This window comes from Planosporangium mesophilum, assembly GCF_016863255.1.
GTDB lineage: Bacteria > Actinomycetota > Actinomycetes > Mycobacteriales > Micromonosporaceae > Planosporangium > Planosporangium mesophilum.
On the sequence record NZ_BOON01000022.1, the window covers coordinates 39,178 to 57,744 of the forward strand.

General features: G+C 71.4%; 15 protein-coding genes. 7 read left to right on the forward strand and 8 right to left on the reverse strand.

From position 1 onward, the window contains the following. Positions 1 to 35 precede the first annotated feature (35 nt). Positions 36 to 1,778, forward strand: coding sequence for a hypothetical protein (locus Pme01_RS12380; RefSeq protein ID WP_203935576.1), 1,743 nt, complete (start codon positions 36 to 38; stop codon positions 1,776 to 1,778). Here the strand turns inward: Pme01_RS12380 and Pme01_RS12385 are convergent, their stop codons facing one another. The 4 genes from Pme01_RS12385 to Pme01_RS12400 form a co-directional block, all read right to left on the reverse strand. Then, positions 1,779 to 2,699: a septum formation family protein gene (locus Pme01_RS12385; RefSeq protein ID WP_168115555.1), complete on the reverse strand. Its 921-nt coding sequence runs from the start codon at positions 2,697 to 2,699 to the stop codon at positions 1,779 to 1,781. It lies immediately after the preceding gene. Positions 2,700 to 2,809: 110 nt separating this feature from the next. Beyond that, positions 2,810 to 3,286, reverse strand: a complete 477-nt coding sequence (locus tag Pme01_RS12390) for a hypothetical protein (RefSeq protein WP_168115554.1) — start codon at positions 3,284 to 3,286, stop codon at positions 2,810 to 2,812. 228 nt (positions 3,287 to 3,514) lie between these two features. Continuing rightward, positions 3,515 to 3,964 carry a hypothetical protein gene (locus Pme01_RS12395; protein WP_168115553.1) on the reverse strand — a complete coding sequence of 150 codons (450 nt, stop codon included), beginning with the start codon at positions 3,962 to 3,964 and terminating at the stop codon, positions 3,515 to 3,517. Positions 3,965 to 3,974: 10 nt separating this feature from the next. Continuing rightward, a complete protein-coding gene (locus Pme01_RS12400) occupies positions 3,975 to 5,753 on the reverse strand; it encodes a hypothetical protein (RefSeq protein WP_168115552.1) in 1,779 nt (592 codons plus the stop codon). 233 nt (positions 5,754 to 5,986) lie between these two features. Between Pme01_RS12400 and recD2 the strand changes: the two genes are divergently transcribed. The 4 genes from recD2 to Pme01_RS31460 all read left to right on the forward strand — a co-directional run bounded on the left by recD2 (position 5,987) and on the right by Pme01_RS31460 (position 9,883). Beyond that, positions 5,987 to 8,212 (forward strand): SF1B family DNA helicase RecD2, encoded by a 2,226-nt coding sequence (gene recD2, locus Pme01_RS12405; protein ID WP_168115650.1) that lies wholly within the window; start codon positions 5,987 to 5,989, stop codon positions 8,210 to 8,212. Between the two features lie 163 nt (positions 8,213 to 8,375). Then, on the forward strand, positions 8,376 to 9,395 hold the full coding sequence (locus tag Pme01_RS12410) for an SPFH domain-containing protein (protein WP_239088187.1): 1,020 nt from the start codon (positions 8,376 to 8,378) through the stop codon (positions 9,393 to 9,395). An 11-nt stretch (positions 9,396 to 9,406) separates the two neighbouring features. Then, positions 9,407 to 9,748 carry a hypothetical protein gene (locus Pme01_RS12415; RefSeq protein ID WP_168115551.1) on the forward strand — a complete coding sequence of 114 codons (342 nt, stop codon included), beginning with the start codon at positions 9,407 to 9,409 and terminating at the stop codon, positions 9,746 to 9,748. 9 nt (positions 9,749 to 9,757) lie between these two features. Next, on the forward strand, positions 9,758 to 9,883 hold the full coding sequence (locus tag Pme01_RS31460; protein WP_275408520.1) for a hypothetical protein: 126 nt from the start codon (positions 9,758 to 9,760) through the stop codon (positions 9,881 to 9,883). Between the two features lie 2 nt (positions 9,884 to 9,885). On the opposite strand, the gene Pme01_RS30920 is transcribed toward Pme01_RS31460, so the two are convergent. Then, positions 9,886 to 10,821 (reverse strand): NUDIX domain-containing protein, encoded by a 936-nt coding sequence (locus Pme01_RS30920; RefSeq protein ID WP_239088188.1) that lies wholly within the window; start codon positions 10,819 to 10,821, stop codon positions 9,886 to 9,888. 80 nt (positions 10,822 to 10,901) lie between these two features. Between Pme01_RS30920 and Pme01_RS12430 the strand changes: the two genes are divergently transcribed. Next, positions 10,902 to 11,570, forward strand: a complete 669-nt coding sequence (locus tag Pme01_RS12430) for an MOSC domain-containing protein (protein ID WP_203935577.1) — start codon at positions 10,902 to 10,904, stop codon at positions 11,568 to 11,570. Between the two features lie 93 nt (positions 11,571 to 11,663). Here Pme01_RS12430 and Pme01_RS12435 read toward each other — a convergent pair whose 3' ends face one another. Further along, positions 11,664 to 13,298, reverse strand: a complete 1,635-nt coding sequence (locus Pme01_RS12435; RefSeq protein ID WP_239088189.1) for a methyl-accepting chemotaxis protein — start codon at positions 13,296 to 13,298, stop codon at positions 11,664 to 11,666. A 194-nt stretch (positions 13,299 to 13,492) separates the two neighbouring features. On the opposite strand from Pme01_RS12435, the gene Pme01_RS12440 reads away from it, so the two are divergent. Next, entirely contained in the window at positions 13,493 to 14,473 is a 981-nt protein-coding gene (locus Pme01_RS12440) for an aldo/keto reductase (protein WP_168115549.1), read from the forward strand. Between the two features lie 90 nt (positions 14,474 to 14,563). Here Pme01_RS12440 and treZ read toward each other — a convergent pair whose 3' ends face one another. Together treZ and treY are read right to left on the reverse strand one after the other, a co-directional pair. Next, entirely contained in the window at positions 14,564 to 16,297 is a 1,734-nt protein-coding gene (treZ, locus tag Pme01_RS12445; RefSeq protein WP_168115548.1) for a malto-oligosyltrehalose trehalohydrolase, read from the reverse strand. Continuing rightward, a complete protein-coding gene (gene treY / locus Pme01_RS12450) occupies positions 16,294 to 18,567 on the reverse strand; it encodes a malto-oligosyltrehalose synthase (RefSeq protein ID WP_168115547.1) in 2,274 nt (757 codons plus the stop codon). The genes treZ and treY overlap by 4 nt, the downstream gene beginning before the upstream one ends.

An 18,567-nucleotide genomic window follows, 5' to 3' on the forward strand; every position in this document is an offset into this window, starting at 1 on the left:
CCACTGCGTCCTCTTTGTTGACCATGGAGGCCCCCATGCAACGTAGTCGTCTGGTCCGCCGCGCCGTCGTCGTCGCGCTGGTCGCCGGTTCGGCCGCTGTCGTCCCGGCCGCGGCCGGACCGGCGCACGCGGACACCGGCCGGGTGGAGACCCCCGTCTCGACGAGTTCGCCGATCAGCAGCGTGGTGGAGTCGGTGGTACGGGTCAAGGTACCGCTGCCCGCGTCGGCCGGCCCGCACCCGCAGGCCTGCGACTGGCTGTCCTACCTGCGGTTCCGGCACGCGAACGGCCCGGCCCGGTCGGCGGGTGCGGACAAGATCCTCATCGCGCAGCCCGGCATCCTGGAGGGCGCCGGGGCGTTCGACAGCCTCGCGCGCGACACCATCGTGCAGGCCGCCGGCTCGGGCCGGTACCTGGAGTTCTGGGCCCTCGACCGGCGGTCCAACTGCCTGGAGGACTCCACCGGCCTGCGGGCCGGCCTCGCCGCCCGCGACCCGCACGTCGCGATCGACTACTACTACCGCCACAAGGAGATCGACGGCCGCACCTTCGCCGGCTACCTGGGCAACGGCCAGGTCGGCTGGCTGGCCCGGGTCGGGCTGGAGCAGACCGTCCGCGACCAGTACGACCTGATGGTCGCGGAACTGCCCGACCAGGGACTGCGCAAGCAGAAGGTGCTCTGCGGCGGGCACTCCCTGGGCGGCGTGCTCACCGGCTTCTTCGCCGAGTGGGACTTCGACGGCAACCCGGCCACCGTCGCGGACGCCGGCTACAACCAGTGCTCCGGCTACTTCGCCCTCGACAGTACGATCGCGACCTCGCTGAGCGACCTCAACGGCCTGCGCTCGACGCAGATGGTGCCGGACCCCGGCATCGGCTACGTGGCCATGCAGGCGGGGCTGGACACCGGGCTGCTGCCCCGTACGATCTCGCTGCCCGCCCTGATCAACGCCGAGACGATGAACGTCCTCGGCCTCGCGGGGCTGGCCGCCACCGTCAACCCGGGCGGGCGCTCCGACCTGGTGACCTACCTTCCGTCGAACGTCAACCTCGACACCACCCAGCGGCTGCTGTTCTCCAAGGACCACCTGACCTTCCTCACCGGCACGCCGTCCACAAAGGACTTCAACCTCACCAACCAGGTGGCCCTCGGTGCGCTGCTGGACGACAACTCCCAACCGCTGGCCTTCCTCCAGACCAGCGCCGGCTTCTTCGACGGCGGCCGGATCGTGGACAAGGACTTCCCGGTGCCGTACGACGTGACCCGGGTCGCCGAGCTGCGGCAGCTTCAGGGCCAGTTCGGTACCAGCCGCAAGGCGATCCCGGACTCCCCGCACGGGCCGCTGTACACCTGGCGCAACTACAACCGGGTCGGCGCGCCGGACGACCCGGCCTACGCCGGCCGGGACGGTGCGCCGTTCACCACCGAGGCGCGGGAGGTCACCGACATCCAGGAGCTGGCGCGCAGCCTGTCGGAGCACCCGCTCGACTTCACCGAGCACTACTTCCCGACCAAGCTGGTCACCGACATCTACCAGGCGAGCTCGCCGCAGATCTCCCGGCACGTGGTGCACACCGGCGGGATCGAGGCCAACCCCACCATCAACCTGCTCGGAGGGGAGGGGCTGGTCGTCGGCAACGGCACGCCGGCGCACGGTACGACGGTCATCGCGCCCGGGTACCACCACCTCGACGTGCTGACCGCCGCCCCGGACCAGAACGGCGGCCGGCCCGAGCTGGTCTCCGTCAACCTCGCCGCGTTCGCCCTGTCCCGGTGATCAGGGGAGGGGGCGCTGGCCGAGCTGCTTGAGGGAGCCGCGTACCAGGTGCTTGGTGGAGACGGTGACCAGGCAGGTGACCGACCGGTCGCCGAGCTGCCACTGGTTCTTGTCCGGACCCCACGCGAGTGAGGTGATGTCCGGGCGGGCATCCAACGCGTTCAGGGGCATACCGAGGAAGCCGGCGACCACCTGATCGCATCCGTCGAACCGCATCCGGTCCAGGGCCTTGTCGGTCACGGGGTAGATCAGGTCCGGTGGGTGGTACGTCCCGGCGTACTCGGCACTGTGCGCGATGCCGCAGTCGACCGGCAGGGCATCGTCCACCGGGTTGTAGAAGCCGTCGGCGTCCTTGGTGCCCACCTCGTTGAAGCAGCGCATCGCCAGTGGCCGGTCGCCGCTGAGGGCCCCCTTGAGGCTGCCGGACCGGCCCCGCACCTCGCCCTGCATGCTTGCGAGCTCCACCAGCGAACAGGAGAAGAACCTGGAGCCCCCGTCCCACGTCGAATTCGTGGGCGGCGAGTAGTGCAGGAACAGCCGGCCGTCGTGCCAGTCGCCACCGAGGTAGTCACGGGCGGCCCGGTCGCATTCGGCGTACGCCGCTCGAGAGTCATCGCTGTCGCGGGCGGGCGGATCGCCGGCGGCCGAGGCGGCGGCGCCGAACCGTCCCACATACACCACCTCGAGCGTGTGCGAGTCGGAGCAGTCGGCAGGCACGACGGGCAGGTTGGAGGTGTTCCCGGCGCCGATGTTTCCGATGTGGCACTCGAAGGCGACGGGGACCGGTACCTTCGGCTCGGGGAACGCCGACCAGTGGCCGGTGAGGTCGCCGTCCACACCGGCCGGCCGGCTACACGCGGTGAGTGCGAGCAGGCACAACGCCACCACGCCGCCGGTCCAGCGCGCCCGCCAGCTCGTCATCGCCGTCTCCCCATGGTCGAGATCCCGCCGCATCGTAGACCTCGGCCACGGGCATCGTCGGTCCCGCATCAGGCCCCGCGTGAACTCCGCGCAGGGTGTCAGTTGACCGCCTACTTGGACACCAGGGCGGCGGCGGCCCAGTAGGGCTGGTTGAGTGGATTGGACGGCACGACCCGGACCGTGTACCGGCCGGACACCGGCGGCACGAAGAGCATCTCCGGGTCGGCGTTCGACGTCGCCCGTGCCACCTCCCTGCCGGCGCTGTCGTACAGGTACAGGTCGTAGTCCGCGACGCTGGCCGACCAGCCGACGGCGACCTGCAGGTCGTGACCGGCGGCGTACCCCGACGGCACGTCGACGGTGAGGGTGACGTCGTCGCAGCGCATCACCTGATTGCACACCGGGTCGCCGACGTACGTCGACAGGTTGGGCATCAGGTACGGGCCGCCGTTCCAGGTGCTGGACGAGTTGGTCGGCGACACCGTGGCGGCACCGGTCGTGGCGGCCTCTGCCCTGGTCGCGCCGGCGAGGGCGACGAGGAACACGGCGGTGACGGCGGCCAGTCGCCGGGGCACCCGTGCGGACATGCGCGGTGGTCTCATACATCCTGCCTTTCGCCGCGGAGCGGCCCACGCTAACCGGTATGAATATTTATCGGATTCCCCGGAAGGGTGTAACGGATCTCACCATCCGGATCATCCGCCCTGGCCCGAACGGGTGAGTGGCCAGGCCGGATACCGGTCTTCATGCTTCAGCGGTGACCATCGCCGGGGGTGGTCGGCAGGATAGGACCGGCGCACGGTAGGGGGAACGGGTCAGGCCTTGGCGACCAGTACCGTGACCAGGGTGTCGCCATGGCAGCCGGACACCTCACGCAGCGTCCAGCGGCCCTTCAGGCCGCGACCCGAGTAGTTCGACTCGGCGTCCCGGTCCTCGACCTCGCCGGCGCTCAGGTCGAGGCCCGCTGACGGGTACGCCTGCTGCATGAACGCGAGGGTGTCGCGGAACCTGCCCGGCGCCACCGCCGTCACGATCTGCCGCCCACCTGAACGCTCCTCGTAGCCGGTGACGACCGCTTTCGGCGGTATCGGAACCTCGTGGGGGAAGGCGGTGGGCACCGGCGCCGGGCTGGCCGTACCCGCGCAGCCGACCGCCCCGGACCCGGCGGCCTCGGCAGGCAGCGGTTTTCCCTTGGTGACGCCGCCGCAGCCGGTGAGGGCTGCGGCGGCGACCAGCGCGCCGACGAGTGTGGCGAGTTGCTTCACGTCCAGGACCTCACCGTGGAGACGTTGCGGGGGAGGCCGCGTCGTTGGCGGCGAACAGCGTCTTCCCGCCGCTCTGCCGGGCGATCGTGGCGAGCGAGTCGAAGTTCTGCGCGCCACCGGTCGCGCACGCTGCGGTGCAGCCGTCGGCGTACCCGACCAGGATCCGGCCCTGCTTGTCGATCTGCACGTCCATGAAGTCGAGCAGGTTGCGATCGTTGCCGCAGGTGGTGCCGCCGGTGCAGATGGAGCCCTTCTGCACCGGGTCGTTCGGCGTGGCGTCGGTCAACGACCACGTCTTGCCGGCGTCGTACGTGGCGGCCACGTACAGGTGCCACTCGCCCGTGAAGTTCGCGGTGTCCTGGTAGTTGCCGCCGGTCGGGGTACCGATGAAGGCGAACGCGGCGCGATCGCCGTCCCCGGCCACCATGGCCGGGAACACCGTGTTCCTGATGCCCAGCGCCGCGCCGACGTCCTGGTCGTTCTCCCAGGTCGCGCCCTTGTCGTGGGAGATCGCGACGCGCGGGTGGCCGTCCGCGTTCTGGTATCCGAAGTAGACGGTGCCGTCGGCGCCGATGCCGACCGCCGGGTCGCTGTCGGCGGGCGCGCTGGTCGGCACCTTGCGCACCTGCCAGGTCGTGCCGTTGTCTGAGGAGACCGCGACCGCCTGGTTGGCGCCGCAGCCCTTGTTGGGCACGTAGACCGTGCCGTCCGGCGCGACCTTCACGTGGCCGTGCAGGCCGCCGCAGTCCAGCAGGGTGTACATCGGTACCGCCGGGCCGAACGTCAGACCGCCGTCCCGACTGGTCGAGCAGAGCGCGTCGGCGATGTCCTGCGAGCAGTAGTAGACCGCGTTCGGGTACAGCGGGGTGCCGCCGACGCCGTTCGCCGAGTACCTGCCGCCGCCGATCGTCTGGTGGTCGACGCCCGAGTTGAGGCCGCCGCCCTGCGACGGCGTCCAGGTCTCGCCGTCGTCGTCGGTGAAGCAGGTCAGGGACGCCTTGCCGGCCAACTGCGACTCGAACGTACGGCCGGTGTCGTGGTCGGTGAACAGGATCGGGTCCAGGGACCTGACCGCGGTGCACTTCGGCAGGCCGGCGCTCTTGTTCTCCCAGGTGGCCTTCGCCGTGTCGTCGAAGCTCACCCGGTACGTGTCGGTGTACGCCTGGTACATGACCTTGCCGGTCTTCCAGTTCACCCCGATCGACGGTTCACCGGCGTTGTGCGCCTGCGGCAGCGAGTCCGGGGCCGGGTAGTTGGTGAACGAGGTCGCGCCCGTCGGGCCGGGCGCCGGGGCAGCCGGCTTCGCGACCAGTTCTGCCTTCGCGGTGTAGCCGTCGCCGAGGGGGTTGAACGGCACCACCCGGACCGTGTACGTGCCGGCGACCGGTGGTACCACCAGGATCTCCGGATCCGCGTTCGACGCCGCCTGCGCCACCTCGGCGCCGGCGCTGTCGAGCAGGTACACGTCGAAGTCGGCGGCGGACTTCGGCCAGCCGACCGTGATCTTCAGGTCGTGGTCGGCGTCGTACCCGGCCGGAACGTCGACGTCGAGCGTGTAGTCGTCGCAGACGGTCGCGGCGTTGCACGCCAGGGTGCCCGTGGTGGCCGTGGCGTTGGGTACCGCGAACGGGCCGCCGTTCCAGGTGAGGTCCGGGCTGGCGGTGGAGACCGTTCCGCTGGTAGGAGTCGCGGCGTCGGCCGGGGTGGTGCCGAGCGCGACGACGACGAGCATGGTGGCGACGGCGACGACGGATCGTGGCGCGCGTCCGGCCATACGGGCCCGTTTCATGGCATCCCTACCTTCCGCGGCCGAACGGCCGCGCTAACCGGTGTGAATGTTTATCCGTGGGGGTACGCGCGGTGCAACGGCCGTGACCGTTCTGACAGTCATCGATCCCCCGAACGGGTGAACGCGCCGACGCCGGTCCGCTGCTGCGGTAACCGCCGGTCGCTGACCCTTTAGTCCCGTTTGCCGGGGCAGCGGCGCTGGTGACTGGAATTTCGTCGGTGGTCGTCGGCAGGATGGTGGCCGTGACGACGACCGCGCGACCGCCCGGTGCCGTGCTGGACGCGGTGCTGGAGCGGCTGACCTACGTCAACGAGGAGACCGGGTACACCGTGGCCCGGGTCGCCACCGACCGCTCCTCGGACCTGTTGACGGTGGTCGGCGCGCTGCTGGGCGCCCAGCCGGGGGAGAGCCTGCGGCTGGTGGGCCGGTGGTCGTCGCACCCCAAGTTCGGCCGGCAGTTCGAGGTCGAGTCGTACACCACCGTGCTACCCGCCACCATCCAGGGCATCCAGCGGTACCTGGGCTCCGGCCTGGTCAAGGGCATCGGACCGGTCTTCGCCGAGCGGATCGTCGCCCACTTCGGCCTGGACACGCTGCGGGTGATCGAGGAGGAGCCGGCGCGCCTGATCGAGGTGCCCGGCCTCGGGCCGAAGCGCACCGCGAAGATCACCGCGGCCTGGGACGAGCAGAAGGCCATCAAGGAGGTGATGGTCTTCCTCCAGGGCGTGGGGGTCTCCACCTCGCTGGCCGTGCGCATCTACAAGCAGTACGGCGACGGCTCGATCTCGGTGGTCAAGAACGAGCCGTACCGGCTGGCCGCCGACGTCTGGGGCATCGGCTTCAAGACCGCCGACACCATCGCCCGGGCGGTGGGGATCCCGCACGACAGCCCCGACCGGGTCAAGGCCGGCCTCCAGTACACGCTGTCGGAGGCGACCGACAACGGGCACTGCTACCTGCCCGAGCCGCAACTGATCGCGGACGCGGCCAAGATCCTCGACGTGCCCGCCGTTCTGATCGGCACCTGCCTCGACGAACTGGTCGCCGAGGAGGGGGTGGTCCGGGAGGAGGTGCCCGGACCCGACGGGCCGGTGCCGGCGGTCTACCTGGTGCCGTTCCACCGGGCCGAGATGTCGCTGGCCGGCAGCCTGCTGCGGTTGCTGAGCGAGCCCGTCGACCGGATGCCGCACTTCGCCGACGTCGACTGGGGCAGGGCGCTGGCCTGGCTGCACACCCGGACCGGCACCGACCTCGCCCCCGAGCAGGAGGAGGCCGTCCGGCAGGCGCTGACCAGCAAGGTCGCCGTGCTCACCGGTGGCCCCGGGTGCGGCAAGAGCTTCACCGTCCGCTCCATCGTCACCCTCGCCGCCGCGAAGAAGGCCAAGGTCACGCTCGTCGCGCCGACCGGGCGGGCGGCCAAGCGGCTGTCCGAGCTGACCGGCCACCCGGCCGCCACCGTCCACCGGCTGCTCCAGTTGCGGCCCGGCGGAGATCCGTCCTACGACCGCGACAACCCGCTCGACGTCGACCTGCTCGTCGTGGACGAGGCGTCCATGCTCGACCTGATCCTCGCCAACAAGCTGGTCAAGGCCGTACCGCCCGGCGCGCACCTGCTGCTCGTCGGCGACGTCGACCAGCTGCCCTCGGTCGGCGCCGGCGAGGTGCTGCGCGACCTGCTCACCGCCGACGCCATCCCACGGGTCCGGCTCACCCGCGTCTTCCGGCAGGCCCAGCAGTCCGGCGTGGTGACCAACGCGCACCGCATCAACGCGGGGAAGCCGCCGCTCACCACCGGCCTGAGCGATTTCTTCCTGTTCCCGTGCGACGACACCGAGGCCACCGCGGCGCTGACCGTGGACGTCGCCTACAACCGGGTGCCCGCCAAGTTCGGGTTCGACCCGCGCCGCGACATCCAGGTCCTCGCGCCGATGCACCGCGGGCCGGCCGGCGCCGGGGCGCTCAACACCCTCCTCCAGCAGCGGCTCACCCCCGGCCGGGAGGGGCTGCCCGAACGGCGCGCCGGCGGCCGGGTCTTCCGCATCGGCGACAAGGTCACCCAGATCAGAAACAACTACGACAAGGGCGCCGCGGGCGTCTTCAACGGCACCCTCGGCGTCGTCACCGCACTCTCCACGGAGGACCAGACGCTGGAGGTCCGCACCGACGAGGACGAGACCATCACGTACGACTTCGACGAGCTGGACGAGCTGGCTCACGCGTATGCGATGACCATCCACCGCTCGCAGGGCTCGGAGTACCCGGCCGTGGTGATCCCGCTGACCACGAGCGCCTGGATGATGCTGCAACGGAACCTGCTCTACACCGCGGTGACCCGGGCCAAGAAGCTCGTGGTGCTCGTGGGCTCCCGCCGGGCGCTCGCGGCCGCGGTGCGTACCGTCGGGGCGGGGCGGCGGCACACCGCTCTGGACCACCGGCTCGGGCGACGACCGGGCCGGTGACGCCCGGTGGCGTCGCGGCGCCAGGACCTTCTGAATACGCGCTTGCGCCGTGATGTCACCGTGATGGTCGTGCGGACGGGGCCTGTCGCGGTGCGTGAGCCGTCTCCCCGGCCGCTGCCGGGGAGACCACCCTCGGCACCGTCGTAGCCCTGGAGAATTGAAGATGTCAGTCCCCAAGTTTTCCGGCCGCGCGCCGCGCCGGTTCGTGCCGGCCACCGCCGTCGGCATGGTCGTGGGCGGGATGATCGCCGCCGTCGTGCTGGTCGTCAGCCTGGTGGGCGTGTTCGGCGGCTTCGACAAGACCACCGGCGGCGAGATCGGCGTGGTCCGCAACGGCGGCTGGTTCGACAACAACCGGGTACGCCAGGTCATCCAGCCGGGCTCCGGCATGACCTGGACCGGCCTCTGGTCGGTCACCCACAAGTACCCGGCCCAGCAGCGCTTCTACACCATCACCGCCGACGCCGGCCGGGGTGAGCGCACGGGCGTCGACGTGGTGCGCACCCCGTCCAGCGACGGCGTCGACCTGGGCATCGAGGGGACCATCTACTTCACCCTGAATCTCGACCCCAAGACGATGACGGAGTTCGACAACAAGTTCGGCACGCGCCAGTTCCGGGGCATCGACGGCAACCTGCGGTACCCGTACGAGAGCGACGAGGGCTGGAGCACCTTCCTCGACGCGATCGTGCGGCCGGTCATCGACAACGACCTGCGGATCCAGATCAGCAGCTTCCGCTGCGCCGAGCTCGTCTCCAGCTGCGCGCTGGTGCAGAACGGCAATGTGACCGGGGCCAACCCCGGCGCGGCGGTGGTCGCCAACGGCGGCCAGAACAACACGAACATCGCGAAGGTCCAGGACGCGGTGAACAACAGTCTGCCGCGTGACCTCCGGGAGATGCTGGGCGGCGACTTCTTCGAGGGCATCAAGTTCAACCTGTCCCGCATCACGCTGCCGCAGACCGTGCAGGACGCGGTGAACAAGGCGCAGGCCGCGTACGCCGCGGTGAGCGAGGCGCAGGCCCGGGTGGTCCAGGCGCAGGCCGAGGCGGACGCCAACAAGAAGCGCCAGGAAGGCTACAACGCCTGCCCGACGTGCTCGCAGATCGACATCGTCAAGGCGCTGCCGCCGGGGCTCACCACGTACGCGCCCGGCGCCAACACCGCCATCCCGACCAGGTAGCGGAGTCCGCCGTGCGTGCGCTCGCCCTGCTCCTCGCGCTCACCGTGGTGCTGCTCGTGATCGTCTGCGTCGGCGTGGTGGCCACCACGCTCGGCCGGCGCGCCCAACGCAGACGGCACCGGCAGGCACGGTGGCGGCTGCGCCACTACGAGGAGCGGGGCGAGACCGTCGTCGCGGTGAGCCTGTCGGCGGCGGCCGGCCCGCTCCTCGACGAGCACGTCGTCGCGCGCATCCCGGACGGGGCCGCCGACTGGACCGAACGGTTCCTGCTCGCCAAGGAGGTTGCCGAGGAGCGGGCGTACCACCTCAACTCCGCCGGCGACGATGCGATCGGGAACGGTGCGACGCGATAGCGTGCAGCCATGGCCGTAACGCTGCACGTCGTCCTCGTCGTCGCCGCGCTCGGCTGCGTGGTGCTGATGGCGCGCGCCCGGCGGTCGGCCCGCTCGACCGACGCCGCCGAGCCGGAGCCCGGGAACGACGAGTAGGTCTACCGTCCGTGACCGGCGGCGAGGATGCGCTGGCGTACCCGGCGCGCCTCGTCGCCGTACCGTGGGTCTGCCGTGAGGTTTTCGAGCAGGCTGAGAGCCTCGTCGGTACGGCGGGCCTCGGCGAGGCGGCCGGCGAGCCACAGGTTCATGCGGGGGAGGACAGTCGCCTCCCGGCGCAGCGCGGCGGTCAGGTCGTCGCCGGCATAGCGGCGGCTCAGGTACTCGTACAGGGTGAGCGTCGCCCGATCGTCACCGGCGGCGGCGATCTGTCGCAGGTCCTCGACCCGGTTGGTGTCGACCAGCAGCCGCATGAGGCGCACGAAAGCGCACCGGTGCCCCTCGTCCGTCATCGCGCGCAGCGCGTCGTCGCGGCCCTGGGCCAGCAGCAGGTCGGCGCGGCGGTGGCAGGTGCGGTGGGCGTCGGCGAGGGGGCAGACGTACAGGTCGGACAGGTAGGTCCAGTCGGCGTACCGGTCGTCGTCATCGCCGGGGTACGGCTGCGGTTCGCCGCCGGCCAGCCGGGCGTACTGGGCCGATGCCAGGAACCGGGTCAGTACCTCTACGGTGCCGGGGGTGAACTCCCGGCCGTCGAAGGCCTCGGCGGCCGGAACGAAGACCATGGCGGCGCCCTCGCCGAGGATCACGTCCTCCGGTACCGCGCAGGTGGAGCCGGAGAAGTAGTGCTTGACCAGGCCGTGCTCCGGCAACGTCTGCACCTCGAACAGGCCCAGCTCGTCGTCGGGGCGCAGCATCGCCTCCTCCCACAGTTCCCGCCGCGCCGCCTGCTCGGGCGACTCGCCGGGCTCGCGGTGCCCGCCCGGCAGACCCCACCTGTCCGGGAAGTTGGGCGCCTGGCTGTCGCGCAGTTGAAGCAGCAGCGCCCCGGACCGGTCCACGAGCAACACGAGGGAGATCTGAATCAGGGGGTCGGTCACGAGGTCACCTTATGCCGCGGCCGCGGCGATCCGGGGTAATCCGTTGGTCCGTGGTGGGCGGTGCGGCCTAGGCTGCGACCGTGGCGCATCTGATCTCGGTCAACCTCGCGGTTCCCCGGCCCAACCCCGCCAAGGGAGTCGGGATAACCGGCATCGACAAGCGGCCGGCGACCGGACCGGTCGAGGTGCGCGCACCCGGCCCGAAGGGCACCGGGCTCGGCAGTGGCCTGGTGGGGGACCGGATCTTCGACACCGCCCACCACGGTGGAGACGATCAGGCCGTGTACGCGTACGCCCGGGAGGATCTCGACGCCTGGGAGGCGGAGCTGGGCCGGACGCTGCCCGACGGGGTGTTCGGCGAGAACCTGACCACCACCGGGCTGGACGTCACCGGGGCGCTGATCGGTGAGCGCTGGCGCATCGGTGACCAGGTCGTCCTGGAGGTCGCCGTGCCGCGGATCCCGTGCGGCACGTTCGCGCAGTGGATGGCAGAGCAGCGGTGGGTCAAGCGCTTCACGGTCCGGGCGATCCCCGGCGCGTACCTGCGGGTGGTCACCGCCGGTCAGATCCGCGCCGGGGATCGGATCGTCGTGGTCGACCGGCCCGGGCACAACGTGACGGTGGGCGTGACGTTCCGGGCCCTGACCCGCGAGCCCGAGCTGCTGCCCCGGCTGCGCGAGGTCGACGCGATGCCGGCGGACGTGAAGGCGCTCGCCGCCCGCCGCGCGGCGCCGTACCCCGGCGAATGACATCGGCCGGCGCCGTACCCCGGCGAATGACATCGGCCGGCGCCGTCCCGCGTTATCCGCGCGGGTGACGCCGGCCGTCCGTCGTCGGAGTCGTCAGACCCGGAACCGCCCCACCGCAGCCTGCAGCTCGGCGGCCAGGTTGGCCAGTTCGGTCGCGGCCTGGTCGGCCTCGGTCAGGCTGGCCGTGGTGGTCTGCGTGGCGGAGGCCACGCCACCGATGTTCCCGGCGATGTCGGCCGCGCCGTGGGCGGCGTCGGCGACGCTGCGGCTCATCTCGCTGGTCGTGGAGGTCTGCTGCTCCACCGCCGAGGCGATCGTGACCTGGTAGTCGTTGATCTTCTCGATGATCCGGCCGATCTCGCCGATCGCCTCGACCGCGTTGGTGGTGTCCGCCTGGATGGCCTCGACCCGGCGGGAGATGTCCTCGGTCGCCTTGGCGGTCTCCTGAGCGAGGTCCTTGACCTCGCTCGCCACGACGGCGAAGCCCTTGCCCGCCTCGCCGGCGCGGGCCGCCTCGATGGTGGCGTTGAGGGCCAGCAGGTTGGTCTGCTCCGCGATGGAGGTGATCACCTTGATGACGTTGCCGATCTCGGCCGAGGACTCGCCGAGCTTGGACACCGTCTGGTTGGTCGACTCGGCCACGCCGACCGCCTCCGAGGCGACCCGCGCCGCACTGTGGGCGTTCTCGGCGATCTCGCGGATCGAGGCGTCCATCTCCTCGGCGCCGGCGGCCACGGTCTGCACGTTGCTCGACACCCCGCCGGCGGCGCCGGCCACCACGTCGGCCTGGGAGGCGGCCTCCTTGGCGCTGACGCCGATGCGCGCCGTCACCCCGGCCAGCTTCTCCGAGGTCGCGCCGAGGGTACGGGCGCCGGTGGTCAGGGTCTCCACGATCGAGCGGATGCCGTCGTTGGCGCGGTTGACCGACGTGGCGATCCGGCCCAGTTCGTCACGGGAGTACACCTCGGCCCTGCGGGTCAGGTCACCCTCGCCGATGGCGTTCAGCGCGTCGACGACGCTGCCGAGCTGGCGCCGCGACATCCGGGCGAACCAGATGCCCACCGCGAAGGCCAGCAGCAGGCCGAAGGTGAGCGAGCCGATGAGCAGGTTGCGGGCGGTGTCGTACCGGTCGGCGGCGGCCGCGATCAGCGCGTCGGCCTCGTCGTGCTCGGCCTTCTGCATGGCGGCCAGGGCCTGGTCCATGGCGGCCTCGTTACCCACGAACCCTTCGGTGATCTTGTCCGGCGCCGGCATGGTCCAGCCGGGCGGCGGCGCCTGCTGGAAGAAGATGACGTCGCGAAGCGTGCGGTGATCGTTCCAGGCGCGCTCGAACTTGTCGATCCCCGCCAGCCGTGCCGGGGAACCGGCGGCGAGCCTGCGGTACTCCGCGACCGCCTGCTTGACCTGCGCGTCGGCCCGCTGCAGGCTCTCCTTGCCCTGCGCCTGCAGGCCGCCGACCTGGTTGACGAGCAGGAACAGGCCCCGGAACATGGTGCCGAAGCCGCCCCGCAGCTCGCTGAGCTGCTGCATGCTGTTGACGTGGTTCGTCTTCATCGTCTTGAGGTCGTCGTCCGCCGCTGACATTCGCGTCAGTGACAGCGTGCTGACGGTGACGGCGACGAGCGCCATGACCACGACCGGGATCGCGGACTTCGCGGTGGTACCGCGGTCGGCGAACCAACCGGCGATGGGATTGCGGCGGACCGTGATGTCCGCCGTTGAGATCATGCTGGCCATGGTCTTTCGCACCTTCCCCGTCGTCACGCTCACCGGCAGCCCGGCTCGTCGGGACTCATCGGCAGGGCACCGGCCAGGCTGAGTGAAGTTGCACGCGGTTATCTTTTGCACGACGTGCGCCGATGGTTGCGTCCGCGCCAGCCGGGTAAGCGAAACACGTGCACCCGTCACCGGAGGAGATCCACATGCAGACCCGTTACCTCGGCCCCGACCGGCTCGCCGTCTCTGCTATCGGCCTCGGCTGCATGGGCATGAGCGAGTTCTACGGCACCGGCGACGAGCGGGAGTCGATCGAGGTCATCCACCGGGCCCTGGACCTCGGCGTCACCTTCCTGGACACCGCCGACATGTACGGACCGTTCACCAACGAGCGGCTGGTCGGCCGGGCGATCGCCGGGCGGCGCGACGAGGTCGTGCTCGCCACCAAGTTCGGCAACGAGCGGCGCGAGGACGGCTCCTGGGTCGGGATCAACGGCCGGCCCGAGTACGTGCGAGCGGCCTGCGACGCGAGCCTGCAGCGGCTGGGCACGGACCACATCGACCTGTACTACCAGCACCGCGTCGACCCCACCGTCCCGATCGAGGAGACGGTCGGCGCCATGGCGGAGCTGAAGCGGGAAGGCAAGATCCGCCACCTCGGGCTGTCGGAGGCCGCGCCCGAGACGATCCGGCGCGCACACGCGACATCCCCGATCACGGCGCTTCAGACCGAGTACAGCCTGTGGTCGCGCGACCCGGAGGACGAGATCCTGCCGACCGTACGGGAGCTCGGCATCGGGTTCGTCGCGTACAGCCCGCTCGGCCGGGGCTTCCTCACCGGCAGTATCCAGCGCCCGGAGGACCTCCCGGCGGACGACTTCCGCCGCAACCACCCGCGGTTCCAGGGTGAGAACTTCCAGCGCAACATCGACGTGGTCGCGAAGATCCGGGAGATCGCCGCCGAGAAGGGCTGCACGCCCGCCCAGTTGGCGCTGGCCTGGGTACTGGCGCAGGGCGAGGACATCGTGCCGATCCCGGGTACCAAGCGCATCACGTACCTGGAGGAGAACGTGGGCGCCCTGAACGTCACGCTGACGCGTGAGGACCTGGCCCGTATCGAGGAGGTCGCGCCGAAGGGCTTCACCGCCGGCACCCGGTACGCCGACATGAGCACGGTCAACCGCTGAGTGGATGGTGGAGCGGCCGCTGTCCGCGTTGAGGCGGCCGCACCACCTCGCTCACCATGTCGCCGCCATCGCCGGGTCAGGTGACCCCGACTATCGAATGGTGACCACGGCCGCGGACTCGGCAGGCAACTCCACCGCGCCGGGGGTCACCGTCGCGCCGCCCTCGGTGGCCAGTAGTACCGTCCCGACCCGGCCGGGGACCGCGATCCGCTGCCGCCGGTCGGCCAGGTTCGCCATCACCACGCAGCCACCCCGCCGGACGGTCAGGTACCGGTCGCCGGTGGCGACCTCCACCCGGTCCAGCCACGGGTCGGACAGGTCGGGGACCGCCTTGCGCAGCGCGATGAGTCGCCGGTACAGCTCCAGCAGCTCCCGATGGTCGGGCTTGTCCGGCTCCGACCAGTCCAGCGTGGAGCGCTGGAACGTCTCGGGCGCCTGCGGGTCGGGTACCTCCCCGGCCGGCCAGCCGTGCGCGGCGAACTCGCTCCGCCGCCCGTTCGCGACCGCCGCGGCCAGCTCCCGCTCCGGATGGCTGGTGAAGAACTGCCAGGGCGTGGTGGCGCCCCACTCCTCACCCATGAACAGCATCGGGGTGAAGGGGCCGGTCAGCAGCAGCGTCGCCCCGACCTTCAGCAGCCCGGTCGACAGCGTGGCCGGCAGCCGGTCGCCGACGGCCCGGTTGCCGATCTGGTCGTGGTTCTGCAGGTACGCGACGAACCGGTGGCCGGGCGTACGGGACCGGTCCACCGGGCGGCCGTGCCGGCGCCCCCGGAAGCTGGACCAGGTACCGGCGTGGAGGAATGCGTTCTCCAGTACGGCCGCGGCGCCCTCCAGCGAGCCGAAGTCGGCGTAGTAGCCCTGGCGCTCGCCGGTGAGCGCGGCGTGCAGCGCGTGGTGGACGTCGTCGTCCCACTGGGCGTGCAGGCCGTACCCGCCGGCCTCGCGCGAGGTGATCACCTTGGGGTCGTTCAGGTCGGACTCGCCGATCAGCGACAGCGGCCGGCCGAGGTGGGTCGAGAGCGACTCCACCTCGACGGCGAGCTGCTCCAGCAGGTGTACGGCACCGTGGTCGACCAGCGCGTGCACGGCGTCCAGGCGCAGCCCGTCGAGGTGGTAGTCGCGCAGCCACATCAGGGCGCTGTCGATGACGTACCGGCGGACCTCCTCGCTGTCGGGGCCGTCGAGGTTGATCGACGCGCCCCACGGGTTCGCCGCCTGGCCGAGGTACGGGCCGAACGTCGGGGTGTACGCGCCGGACGGACCGAAGTGGTTGTAGACCGCGTCGAGGATCACGCCGAGGCCGCGGGTGTGGCAGGCGTCCACGAAGCGCTTCAGGCCGTCCGGGCCGCCGTACGGCTCGTGCGGCGCGTACCAGCACACGCCGTCGTAGCCCCAGTTGTGCTCGCCGTTGAAGGCGTTCACCGGCAGCAGTTCGACCAGGTCGACGCCGAGGTCGACCAGGTGGTCCAGGCGATCGATGGCGGAGTCGAAGGTGCCCCCCGGCGTGAACGTGCCGACGTGCAGCTCGTACAGGACGCTGCCGGGGAGCTGGCGACCGGTCCAGCCGGCGTCGGTCCATTCGAACGCGGCGTGGTCGTACCGTCTGCTCGGCCCGTGCACCCCGTTCGGCTGCCACGCCGACCGGGGGTCGGGCAGCGCCTGGTCCGCGTCGTCGAGCAGGTACGCGTAGTCGGTCCCGGGGCCGGCCCCGTCGACGTCGACCCGCCACCAGCCCGACTCGGAGGCCTCCATCTCGTGGTCGCCGCCGCAGGCGCGCAGCCGTACCGTCGACGCCTTCGGCGCCCACACCCTGAACTCGGTCATGACAGTGCTCCTCCGGCCAGCAGCGCGACGGGGTAGGTGTCCAGCAGGTCTGCCAGCGGCACCGCGCCGGCGGTGAAACGTCGGCCGGTGAGGACGTCGGTGAGCGGAGAAGGCAGCGGCAGCCGGGTGTCACCCCAGCCACCGCCCCGCCGCAGGCCGACCGGCAGCCGGGTGGCGACGGAGATGGCACCACCGCGGTCGAACGCGACCACGTGGTCGGCGGCGGGGCCCTCGGCCGCCAGCGGCTCATAGCCGGTGAAAAGCTCCGGGCGGTCCCGGCGCAACCGCAGCGCCCGGCTGGTGACCAGCAGCTTCGCGGCGCCCGACGCGTCGACGGGCGGCCGCCAGCCGGCGTCCAGGCGGGCCAGCAATTCGCGGCGGGCGGGGAAGTCGACCGGGCGTCGGTTGTCCGGGTCGACCAGCGAGTAGTCCCACAGCTCGGTGCCCTGGTACACGTCGGGGGCACCCGGCATGGTGAGCTGCACCAGCTTCTGGCCCAGCGAGTTGGACCAGCCGGCGGCGGTGACCGTGTCGACGAACCCGCTGACGTCCGCCCGTAGCGCGGGGTCGTCGTAGACCGCGTCCACGACCGCGTGCATCGCCCGTTCGAAGTCCGGGTCGGGGTCGGCCCACGACGTCGACGTCGCCGCCTCGCGGGCGGCCTTCTCCGCGTACGCGTGCAGCCGTTCCCGCTCGATCGGCCACGCCCCGACGACGGCCTGCCACAGCAGCTGGGCCATCGCCACGTCGTTCGACGACCCGGTGGGCAGCGGCACGCGGGTCATCCACCGCTGCACCGCCGAGGCCCACGCGGTGGGAAGTTCGGAGAGTACGGCCAACCGCGCGCGCACGTCCTCGGAGCGCTTGGTGTCGTGTGTGGACAGTGCGGTCATCCCCGTGGGCCAGCGGCGCTGCCGGGCCCCGGCCGCGGCGTGGAAGTCCGCGACCGCAACGCCGAAGTGGCCCGGGTCGCCACCGACCTCGTTGGCCGCGGTGAACCGGCTGTACCGGTAGAAGGCGGTGTCTTCGACGCCCTTGGCCATCACCGCGCCGGTGTACTGCTGGAAGCGTACGGCCAGCTCGTCGTCCGGGTCGGAGAGGCGCGGCGTGAGGGCCTCGACCGCCGCGGCCAGGTCGGGGCGGTGCGCCGATGCCGCCGTGAGCGCTGACGTCAGGTGCCCGGCGCCGGCCGGCAGGTACGAGCGGTACACCGGGAAGTGCGTGGCGATCTCGGCGAGCGCCTCCCGCGCGGCCGGCACGTCCGGTGCGAAGCGCCCGAGGCGGGTCAGCTCGGCGGCGAGCAGTTTCGTGGCCGCCTCCTGCTTGCCCCGGTGCACCTCCTCGGGCCAGTCGGACGGGGAGAGTCGGCTGAACGCGCCCTCGGCCGCCGGGTCCACGAACAGCCCGGACACCTCGCGCAGCGCGTCGTACCCGGTGGTACCGGCGACCGGCCAGTCCGGCAGCTCCTCGCCGACCTCCAGGATCTTCTCCACGACCAGCCAGGCGTCCGGCGCCGCGTCGGCCAGCCGCCGCAGGTACCCGGCCGGGTCACGCAATCCGTCGGGGTGGTCGATCCGGATGCCGTCCAGCTCGCCGGACGTGTACCAGCGCAGCACCTCGCGGTGGGTGGCGTCGAACACCGAGGGGTCCTCGACCCGGATGCCGGCCAGCTCGGCGATGGCGAAGAACCGCCGGTAGTTGATCTCGGCGTTGCCCCGCCGCCACGACACCAGCTCGTAGTGCTGGCGGTCATGGATCTCGGCCGGGCTGCCGGAGTCGCCTGTGCCCGGCGCGATCGGGTACCGGTGGTCGTAGTAGTGCAGCTCGTCGCCGACCACTTCGAGCTTCTCGATCTCCTCGGACCCGTCGCCCAGCACCGGCAACAGGATCCGCGGGCGGGACCAGTCGATGTCGAACCAGTGCGCGTACGCCGACTCCCGGCCGTGCCGCAGCACGTCCCACCACGCGGGGTTGGCCTCCGGTACCGCCACCCCGACGTGGTTGGGCACGATGTCCACGACCAGGCCGAGCCCGGCCGAGCGGAGGGTGTCGACCAGCCGGCGCCGACCCTCCTCGCCGCCGAGCTGCGGGCTGACCCGGGAGTGGTTGACGACGTCGTACCCGTGCTCCGAGCCGGGCGTGGCCTCCAGCAGGGGAGCGGTGTACAGGTGGCTGGCGCCGAGCGTGGCGAGGTAGTCGACGAGCCCGGCGGTGGCGTCGAGGTCGAAGCCGGGCTGCACCTGCACCCGGTACGTGGAGACCGGTCGCAC

Coding starts and splice junctions, on each gene's coding strand:
- Pme01_RS12380 (WP_203935576.1), top strand. CDS start 36: ATGCAACGTAGTCGTCTGGTCCGCCGCGCCGTCGTCGTCGCGCTGGTC.
- Pme01_RS12385 (WP_168115555.1), bottom strand. CDS start 2,699: ATGACGAGCTGGCGGGCGCGCTGGACCGGCGGCGTGGTGGCGTTGTGC.
- Pme01_RS12390 (WP_168115554.1), bottom strand. CDS start 3,286: ATGTCCGCACGGGTGCCCCGGCGACTGGCCGCCGTCACCGCCGTGTTC.
- Pme01_RS12400 (WP_168115552.1), bottom strand. CDS start 5,753: ATGAAACGGGCCCGTATGGCCGGACGCGCGCCACGATCCGTCGTCGCC.
- recD2 (WP_168115650.1), top strand. CDS start 5,987: ATGGTGGCCGTGACGACGACCGCGCGACCGCCCGGTGCCGTGCTGGAC.
- Pme01_RS12410 (WP_239088187.1), top strand. CDS start 8,376: ATGTCAGTCCCCAAGTTTTCCGGCCGCGCGCCGCGCCGGTTCGTGCCG.
- Pme01_RS31460 (WP_275408520.1), top strand. CDS start 9,758: ATGGCCGTAACGCTGCACGTCGTCCTCGTCGTCGCCGCGCTCGGCTGC.
- Pme01_RS12435 (WP_239088189.1), bottom strand. CDS start 13,298: ATGATCTCAACGGCGGACATCACGGTCCGCCGCAATCCCATCGCCGGT.
- Pme01_RS12440 (WP_168115549.1), top strand. CDS start 13,493: ATGCAGACCCGTTACCTCGGCCCCGACCGGCTCGCCGTCTCTGCTATC.
- treZ (WP_168115548.1), bottom strand. CDS start 16,297: ATGACCGAGTTCAGGGTGTGGGCGCCGAAGGCGTCGACGGTACGGCTG.